This is a genomic window from Phyllobacterium sp. CCNWLW183, from assembly GCF_037203775.1.
Lineage (GTDB): Bacteria > Pseudomonadota > Alphaproteobacteria > Rhizobiales > Rhizobiaceae > Phyllobacterium > Phyllobacterium ifriqiyense.
In genome coordinates, this window is the sequence record NZ_JBBCBN010000003.1 from 228,151 (window position 1) to 245,277 (window position 17,127).

General features: G+C 53.0%; 11 protein-coding genes. 4 read left to right on the top strand and 7 right to left on the bottom strand.

The genetic code is table 11. The features are described 5' to 3' along the window. Positions 1-161: 161 nt before the first annotated feature. The 3 genes from V9K95_RS09235 (at position 162) to V9K95_RS09245 (ending at position 3,191) form a co-directional block, all read left to right on the top strand. Positions 162-1,001 carry a transporter substrate-binding domain-containing protein gene (locus V9K95_RS09235; RefSeq protein WP_307282651.1) on the top strand — a complete coding sequence of 280 codons (840 nt, stop codon included), beginning with the start codon at positions 162-164 and terminating at the stop codon, positions 999-1,001. Between the two features lie 127 nt (positions 1,002-1,128). Beyond that, on the top strand, positions 1,129-2,784 hold the full coding sequence (locus tag V9K95_RS09240) for a lysine--tRNA ligase (protein ID WP_336440626.1): 1,656 nt from the start codon (positions 1,129-1,131) through the stop codon (positions 2,782-2,784). Positions 2,785-2,807: 23 nt separating this feature from the next. Beyond that, positions 2,808-3,191 carry a VOC family protein gene (locus V9K95_RS09245; protein WP_307282645.1) on the top strand — a complete coding sequence of 128 codons (384 nt, stop codon included), beginning with the start codon at positions 2,808-2,810 and terminating at the stop codon, positions 3,189-3,191. 4 nt (positions 3,192-3,195) lie between these two features. Here the strand turns inward: V9K95_RS09245 and V9K95_RS09250 are convergent, their stop codons facing one another. From V9K95_RS09250 to V9K95_RS09280, 7 genes are all read right to left on the bottom strand, one after another. Further along, positions 3,196-4,074, bottom strand: coding sequence for a thermonuclease family protein (locus V9K95_RS09250; protein ID WP_336440627.1), 879 nt, complete (start codon positions 4,072-4,074; stop codon positions 3,196-3,198). A gap of 12 nt (positions 4,075-4,086) precedes the next feature. Beyond that, positions 4,087-4,728 carry a S24 family peptidase gene (locus V9K95_RS09255; RefSeq protein ID WP_115051328.1) on the bottom strand — a complete coding sequence of 214 codons (642 nt, stop codon included), beginning with the start codon at positions 4,726-4,728 and terminating at the stop codon, positions 4,087-4,089. A gap of 168 nt (positions 4,729-4,896) precedes the next feature. Next, on the bottom strand, positions 4,897-7,116 hold the full coding sequence (locus V9K95_RS09260; RefSeq protein WP_115051329.1) for a 3-hydroxyacyl-CoA dehydrogenase NAD-binding domain-containing protein: 2,220 nt from the start codon (positions 7,114-7,116) through the stop codon (positions 4,897-4,899). Between the two features lie 11 nt (positions 7,117-7,127). Beyond that, the gene (locus tag V9K95_RS09265) at positions 7,128-8,336 is read right to left on the bottom strand and encodes an acetyl-CoA C-acetyltransferase (protein ID WP_115051330.1); all 1,209 of its coding nucleotides are present in this window, start codon (positions 8,334-8,336) and stop codon (positions 7,128-7,130) included. A gap of 27 nt (positions 8,337-8,363) precedes the next feature. Next, positions 8,364-9,536 (bottom strand): acyl-CoA dehydrogenase family protein, encoded by a 1,173-nt coding sequence (locus V9K95_RS09270; protein ID WP_336440628.1) that lies wholly within the window; start codon positions 9,534-9,536, stop codon positions 8,364-8,366. A 66-nt stretch (positions 9,537-9,602) separates the two neighbouring features. Continuing rightward, the gene (locus tag V9K95_RS09275) at positions 9,603-11,396 is read right to left on the bottom strand and encodes an acyl-CoA dehydrogenase C-terminal domain-containing protein (protein ID WP_336440629.1); all 1,794 of its coding nucleotides are present in this window, start codon (positions 11,394-11,396) and stop codon (positions 9,603-9,605) included. Positions 11,397-11,582: 186 nt separating this feature from the next. Further along, positions 11,583-13,418 (bottom strand): glycoside hydrolase family 9 protein, encoded by a 1,836-nt coding sequence (locus V9K95_RS09280; RefSeq protein WP_336440630.1) that lies wholly within the window; start codon positions 13,416-13,418, stop codon positions 11,583-11,585. Between the two features lie 323 nt (positions 13,419-13,741). On the opposite strand from V9K95_RS09280, the gene V9K95_RS09285 reads away from it, so the two are divergent. Next, positions 13,742-16,906: a peptidoglycan-binding protein gene (locus V9K95_RS09285; protein WP_336440631.1), complete on the top strand. Its 3,165-nt coding sequence runs from the start codon at positions 13,742-13,744 to the stop codon at positions 16,904-16,906. The last annotated feature ends 221 nt before the right edge of the window (positions 16,907-17,127 follow it).

Genomic DNA, 17,127 nt, shown 5'->3' on the forward strand with positions numbered 1-17,127 from the left:
ATAATTATTCAATATATACGCGGGTCAATAGTATTTTAGTCTATATACAACACTGCTGCGTGCAGTCCGCGCAATTATATAAACCTATGCGTTCAAATAGCGGTTTCGGTTTTCCGCCTTATGCGCTAGCCTCTGTGCAAATCAGTGCGTTCCGAGACCTCATGTATTTTCGATCTATCGTCACCTTTGTGTTGGGGCTTCTTCTGCTAATGATAGCGCAGACGGCTTATGCCGGGGATTTTCCCCACTATTGGGACGGACGCGAGCGGGTGTCCAAACCTGATCTGACGGCGGTCAAGCGCATCCGTTTTGTTACAACCGTCGACTACCCGCCATTTAATTTCATTGACAATACCGGCCGCATATCGGGTTTCAATATTGATCTGGCGCGGGCGATATGCGCCGAGCTTGATGTTACAGCGATCTGTCAAATAGAAGCGCGGCCATGGAACGAACTGCAGACAGCTCTGGAGAGCGGTGAGGCGGAAGCCATACTTGCCGGACTAAGACCTACGGCTGCGCTTAGGCAAAAATATGCCTTTACGGCCCCATATATACGCTTGGTGGCGCGCTTTGTGACATTAAGAGACAATCAATTGAGCGACCCAATCGACAAAGTATTGGAAAGCAAGAATGTCGGCGTGATTTCAGACTCCGTGCACCAGGCGATATTCGCAGATTACTTTCCAAAAGCTCATTGGATTGGCTATCCCACACGCGATCTTATGCTCAAGGATCTTAAAGCAAAAAAGATTGATGCCGTATTTGGTGATGGTTCAGATTTGTCATTCTGGATCGGGAGCACCGATGCTGCAAACTGCTGTGTCTTTGCAGGACGCCCCTATACCGCCCCGCAATTTCTCGGCGACGGATTGATGATTGCTACAACGCTTCAAAACAATGACCTTGCCGAAGGCTTCAATTTTGCCCTGAAGTCAATGGAAGCAAAGGGTACGATATCGGAGCTGTATTTGCGGTATTTCCCCGTCGATTTTTATTAACGGCACCCTATAAGCGTAAAAAATCAATTCTGACCGGGCGCTGCAGGGACACATGCGATTGACGCGGGATATCTGCCGCCATAGTGTCCGCCCGCTCCACAATATAGCAGCAATACAGGATAAACGAATGACTTCGCGCCCAAACACCAATATCGAACTGACCCCCGAATTGATCGCGGCGGCAGCAGAGGCCAAAGCTTGGCCCTTCGAAGAGGCGCAGAAGATTGTCAAACGCTACCAGAAGACCGGATATCCAGAGACGGTTCTTTTCGAAACTGGTTACGGCCCTTCCGGCTTGCCGCATATCGGCACATTCGGTGAAGTTGCTCGCACTACTATGGTGCGGCATGCCTTCCGGGTTTTGACCAATGACACCGTGAAAACGAAACTTTTGTGCTTCTCCGACGATATGGATGGTATGCGCAAGATACCGGACAATGTGCCGGACCCGTCAATGCTGCAACCTCACCTGCATAAGCCGCTGTCATCGGTCCCTAATCCCTATGGCGGTGACTATAAGAGCTTCGCTGACCATAACAACGTCATGCTGTGCCGGTTTCTCGATACGTTCGGCTTCGATTACGAATTTGCCAGCGCAACTGAATATTACAAGGATGGCCGCTTTGATGAGGTCTTGCTGCGCGCCGTCGAACGCTATGATGACATAATGAAGGTCATGTTGCCGACACTTGGTGAAGAGCGTCAGGCAACTTACAGCCCATTCCTGCCAATTTCGCCAACAAGCGGGCGGGTTCTCTATGTGCCGATGAAGAAGGTCGACGCGAAGAACGGCACGATAACCTTTGACGATGAAAATGGTGAGGAAACGACCCTTTCCGTAACGGGGGGCAACGTCAAGCTGCAATGGAAGCCGGATTTCGGCATGCGTTGGGCAGCCCTTGGTGTTGATTTTGAGATGTTCGGCAAGGATCATCAAACAAATGCGATTATATATGATCGTATTTGCGAGATATTGGGCGGACGCGCGCCCGAGCACTTCGTCTACGAATTGTTCCTCGATGATATCGGGCAGAAGATTTCCAAGTCCAAGGGAAATGGCCTCAGCATCGATGAGTGGCTGTCCTATGCTCCGACTGAAAGTCTGGGGCTGTACATGTTCCAGAAGCCGCGCACCGCAAAGCGCTTGTATTTTGATGTTATTCCCAAGGCTGTAGACGAGTATTTCACGTATCTTTCGGCCTATGAGCGGCAATCATGGAAAGACCGGCTGAATAATCCGGTTTGGCACCTGCACAGCGGTAATCCGCCAACCGTGGAAATGCCTGTGCCCTTTGCCCTGTTGCTCAATCTCGTCAGCGCATCCAATGCGGATAGCAGCAGCGTTCTTTGGGGATTTATTTCGCGCCACGCCGCAGGTGTTACGCCGGAGAAAAACCCAGAGCTCGACGCATTGGTGACCTACGCCATTCGGTACTTCAACGATTTCGTCAAACCCACCAAGAAGTTCCGCATGCCCGATGAGGTAGAGCGGGTCGCGCTGCAAGAAATGTCGGAAAAATTGTCGACATTGCCGACCGGTGCCGATGGCAATACCATACAGAATGCAATTCTGGATGTTGCGCGTGCAATAGAGCGTTATCAGGATCACACCAAGAAAAGCCCGGAGGGTGGCCCCGGCGTCGCCGTATCGTTCTTCCAGATGCTCTATGAAGTTCTAATCGGTCAGGAACGCGGGCCACGTTTTGGTTCATTCGTGGCATTATATGGTATCGAGGAAACACGTGCTTTGATTGCTAAAGCGCTGGCTGGTGAGTTACTCTGATCGGAGTTCATTTGGAGACGTGAATGATTGACCATACCGGGATAATCGTCAGCGATTTCGAGCAGAGTAAAAAGTTCTACGCCAATACGCTGGCTACAATCGGATACACGTTGATTACCGAAATCCCGGCTTCGATCACCGGCCATGCCGACGTCGCCGGTTTCGGCGAAAATGGTAAACCTGATTTTTGGGTGATCAGCGGCACACCGAACAAGCCGCCCCTCCACGTGGCCTTTAGAGTGAACAGCCGCGATATTGTCGATGCTTTCCACAAAGCGGGATTAACAGCAGGCGGCAGTGACAATGGGCAACCCGGGTTACGGCTTCACTACCATCCAAACTATTACGCGGCGTTCATTCGTGATGCCGACGGGCACAATATCGAAGCCGTATGCCACCTGCCTTGAGACATTACTGTGGGGCGGGTGGAAACGGAGCGTCGGGAGAGGTAAGTGGCGGGGGTGCGACGGGATTTTCAATGATCTCGGGTGTTTCTGTCGGCTGAGGCAGCGGCAGTTCCGTGTCCGTTGGTAAGGATGGCGGCGCACTGCCGAACATGCCGAGCTTTTGCTCCTGGGCTTTTTTCATCATCTCAACCGCAGGCGTACCGTCTTGGGCACGCGCCCAGCCATTTGACACGAGCCAATCGGCAATATCCATACTTCCCAGCTTGCATTCTGTTGCAATCAGTTCATCCGAGGGCTGCCCCGGTACGTTGCACTCGATTGCGCGTGAGCGCAGCCAATTGCGCAAGGCAGTGCGCGCAGCCATCCCACAGGGCCAATCAACGCCATCGGCATTGCAGGTTTCTTCAATAGCCGGCGCATTTATCCCCTTAAGTGAAATCTTGTATCCGGATACTTCGATGTCGCCTGCACTTGTCGCGACAGGCCGGTAAAGCAAGGCCGGTTTTGCGGTATCGTCCACTGCCACAGGTGCGGGGGGTGGAGCAGGAGGCGTAGCCTGACCGATATCGCTTAAAGGCTGGCGGGGAGCTATGCGCTCCAATGGTCCCACCTTCGTGGGAGCAGTGCCATCATCCGGATCCACCTGACGCAGAGGAAGCTGATCAATGGTTGATTGAGCCTCATCTTGTTGGGCTGGTTGATCCTGCTCTGGCGAAGCTCCGCTCTGCATTTCGGCCGGCAGCTCAAAATCCTCGACAGCAGCACTCACTTCCTGATCCGACGCAATGGTTGACTCAAGCGCTCCATGGAAGGGTGCAATGAAGGAATAAGCCAGCGCCAGCGCGACCAGACTGGTCAGGATATAGAGCGGTATCTGGCGCATGAGTGCGAATTCCTATTGGCTCGCCCAAAGGATACGCGCAATCCAATCAATATGGGCTGCGTCAAAAGTCCTGTTTGTATGCTCGGGATTCATTGACTGTAGTTCTATTGTCCGAGGCGTCTGACGTGAAAGAATTTTTGCCATGACTTCGCCGTCCTTGGTTCGAACAACCACACGGTCACCCCGCCTTATAGCTGCGCCGGGCGCCACGATGATTGTATCGCCATCCCGGTAAAGAGGCAGCATTGAGTCCCCCGACACTTCAAGCGCATAGACCGCATCGTCCGGCCCGATAGGAAATTCCACCACATCCCATCCCTGGCCGACAGGAAAGCCGCCATCGTCGAAAAATCCGCCTGCACCAGCTTGCGCGAAACCCAGAAGCGGGATGGATCGCATCGCTGCGCCAGCAGCATTGAATGCTTTTCCGTGCACTAGCGTCATGAACTCATCCAGAGAAGCGCCAGTTGCTTCCATGATCTTTGCCAGTGACTCGGTTGAGGGCCAGCGCGCGCGGCCATCCGCAGCATATCGCTTGGATTTGTTGAATGTCGTTGGGTCAAGGCCGGCACGCTTCGCCAATCCGGACACGGAAAGAGAATGACGTTGAGCCAGCGCATCGATGGCCGCCCATATGCGGTCATGTGAAAACATGGACATATCCAAGTAAAAGGAAAAAATACCTTGAACATGATTTTAAGCGGCACCTTAACAAAAGTCGAGAGAAATTACGGAAAACTTTCTTATTCCGCTTATTCAAACCGCCATTATTCCATTATTCTAGAAAAGGCGGGAACCGTTCAAACGGTCCCCGCCTTGATACTAAGCGGCTTTCTTTGTCTTTGCCGCAGGATAGGGATTGAAGCGCTCGTAAAACGTATCGCCCTTTTCGGCCATATCGAGCAAGAGCTTTGGAGCTTTGAATTGCGCTCCATATTTCCGCTGCAGACCTTTGGCGATCTCAACGAACTTCGCTGCGCCGATACCGTCAATATATGACAGCGTTCCACCCGTATAAGGAGCAAAGCCGAAGGCCAAAATGGAGCCAACATCTGCCTCGCGCGGATCGGTAACGATCCCCTCCTCCATCACGCGTGCCGCTTCCAGAGCGATCGTTACAAGGAAACGCTGTTTAAGCACTTCAACGTCGATCTTATCGGCATCCTGTTGCGGATAGAGTGTCTTCAACTCCGGCCACAAATGTTTTTTCGCAGGCTTGGCAGGATAGTCGTAGAAGCCCTTGCCATTTTTGCGGCCACGACGATCATATTTATCAACCAGCGTATTGATCAGCTCTACGTGACGCGGGTCGACCGCCTTGGGGCCAAGATCAGCAAGCGTCGCCTTCAGGATTTTCTGAGCAAGATCGATTGCCGTTTCATCGCCGAGAGCCAATGGGCCAACGGGCATGCCTGCCATGCGAGCCGCATTCTCGATCATTGCTGGAGGAACGCCCTCAATCAGCATGTTGTAGGACTCTGACATGTACCGCAGGACGCAGCGATTGACGTAGAACCCACGGGTATCGTTGACGACAATGGGCGTCTTCTTGATAGCGCGCACATAATCGAGCGCCACGGCAAGCGCCTTTTCGGAGGTTTTCTTGCCCATAATGACCTCCACCAGCATCATCTTGTCGACGGGCGAGAAGAAATGAATGCCGATAAAGTTTTTTGGCCGGACAGAAACTTTTGCTAGACCAGTAATGGGAAGCGTCGAAGTGTTTGACGCGAAAACAGCGCCAGGTTTAAGCACGGCCTCGGCCTTTTCCGTCACGACCCGTTTCACTTCACGATCTTCAAACACCGCTTCGATAACAAGGTCAGCACCATCAAGATCGGCATAGTCCGACGAGGTGGTGATCAGGTCGAGAAGCGCCTCTTTATCCTGAGCAGTCGCTTTGCCCTTCTGTACTTCCTTGGTAATCAGATCAGCAGAGTGAGCCTTACCCTTCTCCGCGGCTTCAACGCTTTGGTCGATAAGAACGACAGGAATGCCGGCTTTCGCGGTAACATAGGCAATACTTGCCCCCATGAAACCAGCGCCGACAACGCCGACCTTCTTGAATTTCGTGGGCTTCACATCGTCAGGACGGCGCGCGCCCTTGTTCAATTCCTGCAGGGAGATGAACAGCGAGCGGATCATCATGCTTGCTTCAGTGGTCTGCAAAATTTTCGTGAAGTAGCGCTGTTCGATCTTGAGAGCTGTATCGAAGGGGACGAGCAGACCTTCATAGACCGATTTCAGGATCGATGCGGCACCTGGATAATTGCCATAGGTTTCACGGCGCAAAATAGCCGTGGCAGCTGGCCACAGATTAGCACCGGCGGCAGAATAGATTGCCCCTCCTGGCAGTTTGAAACCCTTTTCGTCCCAAGGCTGCACCGGCTTCAAGCCATCCTTGATCATCTTCTTGGCGGCTTCGACCAGTTTCTTGGCCGGAGCAATTTCATGCACCAATCCCATAGCCTTGGCGCGCGATGCAGTCAGGCTTGAGCCAGTTGTCATCATCTGCAAGGCATCTTGCTGATTGGTCAGGCGCGGGACGCGCTGCGTTCCGCCGGCACCGGGGAAAATACCGACCTTGACTTCAGGCAAAGCCATCTTGACCGAAGGATCGTCAGAAACCACGCGGCCATGGCAAGCGAGCGACATTTCAAAAGCACCGCCCATGCAAGTGCCATTGATCGCCGAAACCCAGGGCTTGCCCGATGTTTCGAGTTTGCGGAACAGCCCGCCCATTTTGCCTGTCGTTTCGAAAAGCAGCTCTACTGCTTTTTGAGGATCTTTTGCTTTCTCGTCCTGAAAGAGCTGGAACATGCGCTTGAGCATGGTCAAATCCGCACCGCCAGAGAACGTATCTTTGCCGGATGTGATCACAGCGCCCTTGATCGCAGCATCACCTGCAACCTTGTCGACGATGGCATCCAGTTCCTTCATGACCTCTTCTGTGAAGACGTTCATGGATTTGTCGGGCATGTCCCATGTGACGAGAGCAATACCATCTGCATCGACGTCGAATTTGAAGTTTGTATAAGTCATATTCTCTCTCCTCAAACGCGTTCGATGATGGTTGCAGTGCCCATACCAGCGCCGATGCATAGGGTTACCAGCGCGATATTCAGATCGCGGCGCTCAAGTTCGTCAAGAACCGTGCCAAGGATCATTGCGCCTGTTGCGCCGAGTGGATGGCCCATGGCAATCGCGCCGCCATTGACGTTGATCTTGTCACGCGGAATGTCGAATGCCTGCATGTAACGCAGAACGACAGCGGCAAAGGCTTCGTTGAGCTCAAACAGATCGATGTCCGAGATTTTCATCTTGGCGCGCTTCAACAACTTCTCTGTCACATCGACAGGACCAGTCAACATCAGAGCCGGATCAGAACCTATATTGGCAAATGCTCGGATGCGGGCACGCGGTTTGGCCGATAGCGCCTTACCAGCACTCTTGGAGCCAAGAAGAACACCGGCGGCACCATCAACAATACCGGATGAATTACCGGCATGATGCACGTGATTTATAGTTTCAACTTCCGGATGGGCCTGAATGCCGACAGCATTAAAACCGCCCATTTCGCCGGGCATGACAAAGGAAGGATTGAGCGATGCCAAAGCCTGCATATCTGTTGTTGGACGCATATGCTCGTCATGGTCCAGGATTGTCAGACCGTTGACATCCTTGATGTTCAGGACGGAATTCTTGAAATAACCCTTCTTCCAGGCTTCGCCCGCACGCTTCTGACTCTCGACAGCGTATGCATCGACATCATCGCGGGTGAAACCATATTTCGTGGCGATAAGATCGGCCGAGACGCCCTGAGGCATAAAATAGCCCGGCAAGCCGACTGACGGATCCATATACCAGGCACCGCCGGACATGCCCATTCCGACGCGTGACATGGATTCAACGCCGCCAGCGATAACGATATCATCTGCGCCTTGCACAATCTTGGCCGCAGCAAAATTTACTGCATCGAGGCCGGAAGCGCAGAAACGCGATATCTGCATGCCTGGAGCTTTGAAATCATACCCGGCTTCAAAAGCGGAAGAGCGAGGGATAACAGCGCCAGCTTCGCCGACCGGATCGACGCAGCCATAAATGATATCGTCCACCAGGCCAGTGTCCAACCCATTGCGGTCACGCAAGGCTTCGAGAACATGCGCACCAAGGCGAACGGCAGGAACCTCATGCAGGCTGCCATCTTTCTTGCCCTTGCCACGCGGTGTGCGGACGTGATCGTAAATATATGCGTCGGCCATAATATACTCCCTGTTGCTACCGCAGGCTCAAAGGCTGCGGGCGATCAAAAGCTTCATGATTTCGTTGGTGCCGCCATAAATCCGCTGAACGCGAGCGTCACGGAACATGCGGGCGATTGGATATTCATTCATATAGCCGTAGCCACCATGTAGCTGGAGGCACTCATCCACGACCTTGTTTTGCAGGTCTGTCAGCCAATATTTGGCCATGGAGGCTGTCACCGGATCAAGCCCACCATTTACATGCCGCTCAACACAATGATTGTAGAACACCCGGCCTATCGTTGCTTCGGTTTTTAATTCCGCCAGCTTGAACTGGGTGTTCTGGAACTCGATCACAGCCTTGCCGAAGGCTTTACGCTCCTTCACATAGTCACTGGTAATTGCAATGGCGCGTTCCGCCATGGCAATGGCAGTACCGCCAATTTGCAACCGCTCCTGCGGTAATTGCTGCATTAGCTGGACAAATCCCTGTCCTTCTTCGGTGCCCAAAAGATTAGATGCCGGTACCCGCACCTCGTTGAAGAACAGCTCGGATGTATCATTGGATTTCAACCCGACCTTATCGAGGTTACGGCCACGCTCAAAACCCTCCTGCCCGTCAGTCTCAACAATCAGCAGCGAGGTACCTTTGGCGCCCTGAGCCGGATCAGTCTTGGCGACAACAATGACCAGATTTGCCAATTGACCATTGGTAATAAAGGTCTTTGAACCATTGATGACATAGTGATTGCCATCTTTCTTCGCGCTGGTCTTAACGCCTTGCAGATCGGAACCTGCACCGGGTTCAGTCATGGCAATAGCGCCGATCAATTCGCCAGTTGCCATTTTTGGCAACCATCTCTGCTTTTGCTCTTCTGAGCCATAATGCAGGATATAGGGTGCTACGATGGAATTGTGCAGGGCAATGCCAAAGCCATCGACACCGACATGGCTGATCGCTTCGAGAATGGCGCTTTCATGGGCGTAGGTACCGCCAGAACCACCATATTCCTCTGGCATAGAGGCGCAGAGAAGCCCGTTTTGACCTGCCAATTCCCATACGGAACGGTCAAAAATTTCCTGCTTTTCAAAGCGGTCATAATGCGGCAGGACCTCGGCCTCAAGGAATTTTGCGGCCATTTCCTGCAGCATGACGACGTCGTCAGTTTTCCATTCAGGCCTTGGAACACCCAACACGTCTTCTGGTCGCACACCCATGACAATCCTCCCGAGATTTGTTAAAGCAGGCCGCGCGACCGCGGCCCGTGGCTGCGTTGCATCAGCTTAGAATGCTTCTGCCGCAAGCGCCATCATTGTATCGGCTCCAGTCTGGATACGTGCCAGATGGGCAGAGGTCTCAGGCATTACACGTTCCATGAAATACTTGCCCGTGATCAGCTTGGTTTCGTAAAACGCTTTGTTTTCTGCGCCATCAGCCAATTTGGCATTTGCCGCCTTGGCCATCTGCGCCCACATATAACCCAGCGACACCAAGCCAAAGAGATGCATGAAATCGGTGGATGCCGCTCCGGCATTGTCCGGATTGGCCATGCCATTTTGCATCAGCCACATGGCCGCTGCCTGCAGGTCATTGAGACCTTTTTTCAAATGCTTGGTGTAGAAGGCAAGCTTCTCGTCACCGCGATTTTCTTCGCAGAAGTCGCCGACCTCCTTAAAGAAAGCCATGATAGCGCGGCCGCCATTGGCGCCAAGCTTGCGTCCGACCAAATCCAAGGCCTGAACACCGCTTGCGCCTTCATAGATCATGGCAATGCGCGCATCGCGGACATATTGGCTCATTCCGTGCTCTTCAATATAGCCATGGCCACCAAAAACCTGCTGTGCCATGACGGCATGCTCAAAACCCTTGTCCGTCAGAACGCCTTTGAGCACAGGGGTCATCAGGCTGAGAATATCGTCGGCCAACTGCTTTTCCGCTTCGTCTGCGGAGCGATGTGCAACATCGGATTTCAATGCAGACCAGAGAATGAAGGCCCGCCCTGCCTCGTTGAACGACTTGATCGTCATAAGGATGCGGCGCACATCAGGATGAACGATAAGTGGATCAGCCTTTTTATCCGGCGCTTTTGGACCTGTCAGAGAGCGGCCCTGAATACGCTCACGCGCATAAATGGCGGCGTTCTGATAAGCGATCTCGCCAATTGAAAGGCCCTGCAAGGCAACACCAAGCCGAGCTTCGTTCATCATGGTGAACATGGCGCGCAGGCCCTTGTTCTCGCCACCGATCAAGAAGCCCTTGGCTTCATCATAGTTCATCACGCACGTCGAATTGGCGTGAATTCCCATTTTCTCTTCGATGGAACCACAGGAGACGCTATTGCGGGTTCCCGGATTGCCATTATCGTCGAGATTGAACTTGGGGACAATGAATAGGGATATGCCCTTTACGCCCTCTGGCGCGCCTTCAATGCGAGCGAGGACTAGATGGACAATATTCTCCGCCATATCGTGCTCGCCAGCGGAAATGAATATTTTCTGCCCTGAAATCTTGTACGAGCCATCGCCATTTGGAACAGCTTTTGTGCGCAACAGTCCAAGATCAGTGCCGCAATGCGGTTCTGTCAGGTTCATGGTACCGGTCCAGGTGCCGTCAACCATCTTTGGCAGATAGGCTTGCTTTTGCTCATCCGTTCCGTGCGTAAGGATTGCGGCAATAGCCCCTTGCGTAAGTCCCGGATACATGACCAGCGCCATATTGGCAGAAGCCATATATTCACCAACCGCCACATGGAGCGCGTATGGTAGGCCCTGCCCACCGAACTCCTGGGGTACAGCCAAACCGACCCAACCACCTTCGCGATACTGATCAAATGCCTGTTTGAAGCCTTTCGGCGTTGTTACCGAACCATCGGCATTGCGTACACAGCCTTCCCGGTTGCCCGATTGATTAATTGGGAACAGGGTGTTTTCCGCAAGCTTTGCGCCTTCGCCGAGGATTGCGTCAACGATATCCGGCGACGCATCTGCAAATCCTTCAAGATTATTGTAACGCTCAAAACCCAGAACATCATTGAGAACAAAAAGCGTGTCTTCAACGGGCGCGCGGTAACTCGGCATAAGCTTCCTCCAAAACAAAAACGAGTAAAAACAGCACGCAGAGCATCCGTGCTGCCAATATTTCGTACTTCTTAGCAAATTTTGACGTTTCCGTAAACGTCAAAATTTGCAGGCACTGGCTTTTTTGAAACGGCAGAGCATGTACATCATGATTTGAAATGAACAATGCAAGATCAGAAATACGGATCACTTCGTGCGTGTATTGTCGAGAAAATTGGCAATGTAGACCAGAGGGGCATTCCAGTTGATCGTAATCTCGTTGGAGCCATAGGCTTCAATATCGTCAAGATAGCATCGCTGGGGAGCGCAGCCAGCAAGCTTCTCCTTGGAAATATCATCAACAAGCGACGAGTTTGCGCCTCCCGCAAGAGAACCCGGCGGCGGATTAGGCAGGTCGGAATCAATTTGGTGAGCAAACCAGCGGCTATGCTGATTCTTTGAAAAAATAGTGCCGTATCCTGTAATATAAGAAATGTTCATGGCATTGCGGCCCAGAAGATAATCCATGCTTTCGCGAACGCTATCGAGATATTCCTGCTTATCGCTCAAATCGTAAGCAGCGGACACGACGATCATATTCTGCAGGATGGAATGATTGCTCCCCCAATCATATCGGCCATTGTCGGGATGATATATTTGTCCGAATGGCTCTTTCTTCTGGAGTTCAATAAAATCCACGGCAGCACCAATTACAGAGGTTCTAGCGTCATCCCAGTCCTCCCTTCCCAGCAGCTTGCTTGCGTAAAGAGCGAGGTGCAAACGAGCAAGCCCGGCAACATTCGCCCAGTCGAAGGCACCATGCCCGCCCCGGCTGAATACGTCACCACGCCAGTGCGGCGAGCTTTTGATTGCGGAAAGATAGATCGTATCGCCCGTCGCAAGATAAAGTTCAGCGGCGGCCCAATAGAATTCGTCACTGACATCATCATCGCCATAGGCGCCACCGCCGTCGAAATTTGCCGATGGCGCAATAATATCAGGATGGGCTTGTGCGGCAGACCATGCCTGTTTTGCCGAGGTCAAAAGCCGTGTTGAAAATGTTTCGTCGTAATTCTTGAACACGCGGGAACCCTGGGCTGCGACGGCCGCCAGATTCAGAGTGGCTGCCGTGGAAGGAGCATAAAGTGCGCGCGGTTGCGGATCATTATGAGGCAGCATGGGCACACCGGTCCAACTTGTATCGTGAACCTTATGATGAACCATGCCAGCCAATGGCTCCTCATGCGGAACCACCATTTTCAGCATGAATTCCAATTCCCACCGCGCCTCATCGAGAATATCCGGCACGCCATTTCCCTGCTCCGGCAAACGTGACCGCCTGTCGCTCAGGACTTTTTCGGCATTGCTGGCAAAGAGCTTTCCCCGCTCGACTGTGTCCATAAGCTGGGAAACAGCGATACCACCATTCACGACATACTTGCCTTGGTCGCCTGCATCATACCAGCCACCCGTCACGTCGAGCTTGTAGCTGCAGTCCCATTTTAGTTCGGTATAAAACTTTGCAGCGGCGTCGCGATCAAGACATGGAACAGATGTGTCGCCCAGGTTCGGTGCAATGCCCAGATGTCCTGCGGGGCCCGCATAGAGTGATCCGGCAATATCCTTTCTGATTTCTGTGCCGCTTCGGGCCAGATAAAACCAGGACTGCGCATCCACACTCAACCGATCATAGATATTGGCTTCGATGGAAAAAACCGGGCTCGTGCTTTCGCCCACGACCAGATGATAGCCTTCGCCTGTCTTACGATAATTTGTGAAATCCGCCAGATGGGTTTTCATTCCCGCCATCGCGTCGAAACCCATAGGCCTCGTCCTGCCCTTCAACACCGATACATTTTCAGCATCCACAAGCTGAAATTCCAAAGGCGCATCTGACGGCGATATAATCGTCGCCAGCTTTGGTCCATCCGGCAAATAGCCAAGTTGGTTGGTGCGAATGGACAATTCATCTGCAAAGGCGACCGCTGATGCAATATGGGCAAATACCGCGACCAACAGCAGCAATAAACAGCGATGTATCATTCAATATTTCTCCGCAGGATGCAGACTGCAATCGGTTATCTGAGCTTTCGCGCGTTGTATCAGATCCCTGCCACGAAATTAGTCGTTATTTTAGCGCTTTAACCGGGGTCTTAACCACTTGTTTACCACGTTTCGCCAATGTCAACGTGACGGTGAACCGTGTCTATAAGTGATTTGTTTTTCACGGCTTGTCGGAACGCATGGGGCATGGGCCCCGGCTCTCCGGATTGGCCCCGACGCGCAACGCGGCCTCGGCTTTCCTTCGAGCATCCACAGTATAAATTGCCAGGCAACTGGCGAGTTAATTTGAGCAGCAGACGTTCATGACGAACCAGAGGTCACTGATGGAACAGGTCAATGTCAATCGCGCCCGCCGCGATGCCACGTCGCTGGACAATCTCAATCGCACGCTCGAAGCACTCGAAAGCCAGTTGCGCAATGCCATGCGGCCCAAAGCGCCGGAAAACGAGCAGGACGGCAGTGATATTGCTGATCGCTTTGCTGCATTGGCTTCGCGCGCCGGATTGGCATCACCATCCCGCCGTGAGGTTGCGCCTGCAAGCCCGCTGCAAAATGGCAAGCATGACCTTTCTGCCATAGCCGCGCAATTAAAGCAGTTGCGTACGGAAATGCGCGATGATGCTGAAACATCCAATAATTCGATCCTGCACAATACGACGCTAAATCGGCTGCAGCAGTCATCGGCACCTGCCAACCATTTTAACAATAAGCAGTTGGACAACGATCCGGCAGCGATTTCCATGCTGCGGGGCGACCTTAACGAATTGAAGCAGGCAGTAGCCAAACTTGGCCGCAATGACGCACCTCAACACAATGCTTCAATGCCAGTCCGCTATATGCAGCAGATCGATGATCGCCTCGACGAAATAAGTCGGGCGCTCGTTGCGACCTCCCACCAGACGCCAGCACGCTTTGCCGAAGCCGATGCTTTTGAACGCCTGGAAGCGCGCATCGCATCATTGGCAAGCAGCGTGCAAGCAACAACGCCAGATCGCACTTCTGATGTCATACTGCAACGCATGGGCGAACTGGCACAGCGTGTTGACCATCTCGCCGAACAGGCCAAGCGCCCCGCTATCAACATTGATGCGCTTTCCGAACATCTTGCCGCCGTAGCGCGTCATTTGCAGAATGCGCCTGCCGCCATCAGCATTTCGGATTTCCGCGATCTTGAAGATCGGGTACTGCAGGTCATCGAAAAGCTCGAAGCCATGCCGCAGCAGTCTGCGATTGATCCCCTCTTCAGTGCCACGATCGATCAGCGATTTGCAGAGCTTACGCAGCGGCTCGACGATCACCACCAGATGAGCGAGCATAGCGGTATCCGACTGTCAGACAGTATTGAATCGCGCTTCGATGATATGGCCCGCTTCATTTGGGAAAGCGCTCCGCAAAATAATAAGACTTCCGACGCTATCCATAATCTCGAATTGCAGATTGCGGGTCTTGCAGAGCATTTAGCCAAGTCCAATGATCACTACGCTGAAATGGCCGCCATTCCTCCCCGTCTGGAAGCAATTGAGGAATCAATCGCCGCCAACCGGGATTTTATTGTCGAAACCGCGCGTAATGCTGCCGTTGAAGCTGTCCGCAATATTTCTGGCGTGACGAATGTCCATGATAGCGCGGTTGCACGCGAACTTGCTGGCGACCTGAAGACTCTTGAAAGTCTTGCCCGCAAGTCGGAAGACCGGAATACAAAGACATTTGAAGCGATCCACGACACGCTGTTGAAGATCGTTGATCGTCTGGCATCTTTGGAAAGCGGACCTGTTCCAGTCTATCGTCATGTTCAGGATACCGTAACAAATGAACCGACGATAACCGAACCTGCTTTTGCAACTCCGACGTTCTCCAAGTCCGAAGAAATGTCTCCCGAAGCAGCAGCCGCTTACAATAGCGAGATGGCTGACCCTGAGCCGAATGCAAAGACATCGATATTTGGAGGTCTGACCCGCGGTCTGAAGAGCCGTAGCAAACAAGCTCCGGCACAAGACCCAGAAACCGACATGGGGCGCGATGAACCCGATTTGAAGCTGGATATCGATCCAAGCCTGCTTAATCGTCCGCTTGAGCCGGGTTCCGGCATGCCTGATCTGAATTCCATTCTCAAGCGTGTGCGCGAAGATCGGCGCGAGATGCAACTGGCTGGATCCGGCAACGGCGAGGCCGATTTCATTGCCGCCGCACGCCGCGCAGCACAGGCTGCGGCATCGGAAATGGAGAATCAGCAAAATTCACCATCCACAGCCGATGAACTGGCTGGCGAGGATCCCCCCAAGCGGAGTTTTCTCGCAAGGCAGCGCAAACCTATTCTTTTGGCCATTGGCGCCATTATGATTGCTATTGCCGGACTGCAGTTGAAGGCAACCTTTCTGGACCATCCTGTCGCACCTCAAGCTACAGCGTCCAAAGCCGCGCCAGCCAAGGTCGTGGAAAAGCCCGCTCCGGTAGCAGCTGCACGCGAACTTGCAGCGGTGCAAGCTGCGCCGGTAAGCGTGGAAAGCGTTATTGCTGCGCAGCAACAAATGCCGGCGACCGTCAATGAAGCGGTCGACACCAGCATGACGACCCAATCCGTGCCGCCGAAGTCATCTGAGCCCGTGGCGATCCCTGCCATCCCAACCGATGGATTGCCGGATGAACTTCACACAGCTATCGTCTCTGGCGATAACAAGGCGCTGTTTGAAATTGGCGACCGCTACATGGATGGCCGTGGCCTTGCGAGCGATTATGGCAAAGCCGCCGAGTGGTACAGGCTGGCCGCAGAGCGCGGTTTTGCTCCTGCTCAATACAGGATCGGCAACTTCTACGAAAAAGGGCTTGGCGTAGACCGCGATGCCGCGAAGGCCAAGCACTGGTACGAACTTGCCGCCAATCAAGGCAACGCCAGCGCCATGCATAATCTCGCAGTACTGTTGGCCGCCGGGACAAATGGCGCACCGGACAATGAAGCGGCGGCACGCTGGTTCACGCGTGCTGCCGAGCTTGGCGTCAAGGATAGCCAGTTCAACCTTGCCATACTTTCGGCGAAGGGCGTTGGCATGAAGCAAAATCTGGAAGAAAGCTACAAATGGTTCGCCATCGCGGCGCAAGCCGGTGATAGCGATGCTGCTTCCAAGCGTGAGGATGTTGCGCACGCGATGACTCCCGATCAGCTTGCCCGTGCCAAGGCTGCCTTTGCCCTGTGGAAGCCAAAGGCGATGGATGCCGACGCCAATGCGCTGAATATTCCTGAACAATGGCGCGAAACGCCCGTGAAGACCGGTTCGCTCGACATGGAAAAGGCCGTGCGCAACATCCAGCTGATTTTGAACAAGAACGGCTATGATGCTGGTGGTTCTGACGGGAGAATCGGCTCCAAAACCCGCGAGGCGATCATGGCGTTCCAGAAGGATAATGGTCTGAAGCCGACCGGCAATATCGACAAGGATCTGGTACAAAACCTGTTGAAGAAAAACGGCTGAACGCTCCAAGCGCTTTGCCGTGATAAAATTGCCTCAGGACCCGAAAAAATCCATTGCGACAAAGGGTTTCGCGTTTAAACCTATATTAAAGTCAAACTCTCAGTCTAAACTCCAATAAAGCCCGCAAGCGAGCAAGAAACCTTAAAGAATTGCTGTCATCGTGGTGCTTGAGCACCATAATGGGGTTTGAAGAGACTTGGGTATTTACCTGCCAATAGCCG

What these genes read in the sequence shown, in the direction of transcription:
- V9K95_RS09265 (WP_115051330.1), bottom strand. Translation starts at nt 8,336, where the DNA reads ATGGCCGACGCATATATTTACGATCACGTCCGCACACCGCGTGGCAAG.
- V9K95_RS09260 (WP_115051329.1), bottom strand. Translation starts at nt 7,116, where the DNA reads ATGACTTATACAAACTTCAAATTCGACGTCGATGCAGATGGTATTGCT.
- V9K95_RS09240 (WP_336440626.1), top strand. Translation starts at nt 1,129, where the DNA reads ATGACTTCGCGCCCAAACACCAATATCGAACTGACCCCCGAATTGATC.
- V9K95_RS09250 (WP_336440627.1), bottom strand. Translation starts at nt 4,074, where the DNA reads ATGCGCCAGATACCGCTCTATATCCTGACCAGTCTGGTCGCGCTGGCG.
- V9K95_RS09255 (WP_115051328.1), bottom strand. Translation starts at nt 4,728, where the DNA reads ATGTTTTCACATGACCGCATATGGGCGGCCATCGATGCGCTGGCTCAA.
- V9K95_RS09235 (WP_307282651.1), top strand. Translation starts at nt 162, where the DNA reads ATGTATTTTCGATCTATCGTCACCTTTGTGTTGGGGCTTCTTCTGCTA.
- V9K95_RS09285 (WP_336440631.1), top strand. Translation starts at nt 13,742, where the DNA reads ATGACGAACCAGAGGTCACTGATGGAACAGGTCAATGTCAATCGCGCC.
- V9K95_RS09275 (WP_336440629.1), bottom strand. Translation starts at nt 11,396, where the DNA reads ATGCCGAGTTACCGCGCGCCCGTTGAAGACACGCTTTTTGTTCTCAAT.
- V9K95_RS09270 (WP_336440628.1), bottom strand. Translation starts at nt 9,536, where the DNA reads ATGGGTGTGCGACCAGAAGACGTGTTGGGTGTTCCAAGGCCTGAATGG.
- V9K95_RS09280 (WP_336440630.1), bottom strand. Translation starts at nt 13,418, where the DNA reads ATGATACATCGCTGTTTATTGCTGCTGTTGGTCGCGGTATTTGCCCAT.
- V9K95_RS09245 (WP_307282645.1), top strand. Translation starts at nt 2,808, where the DNA reads ATGATTGACCATACCGGGATAATCGTCAGCGATTTCGAGCAGAGTAAA.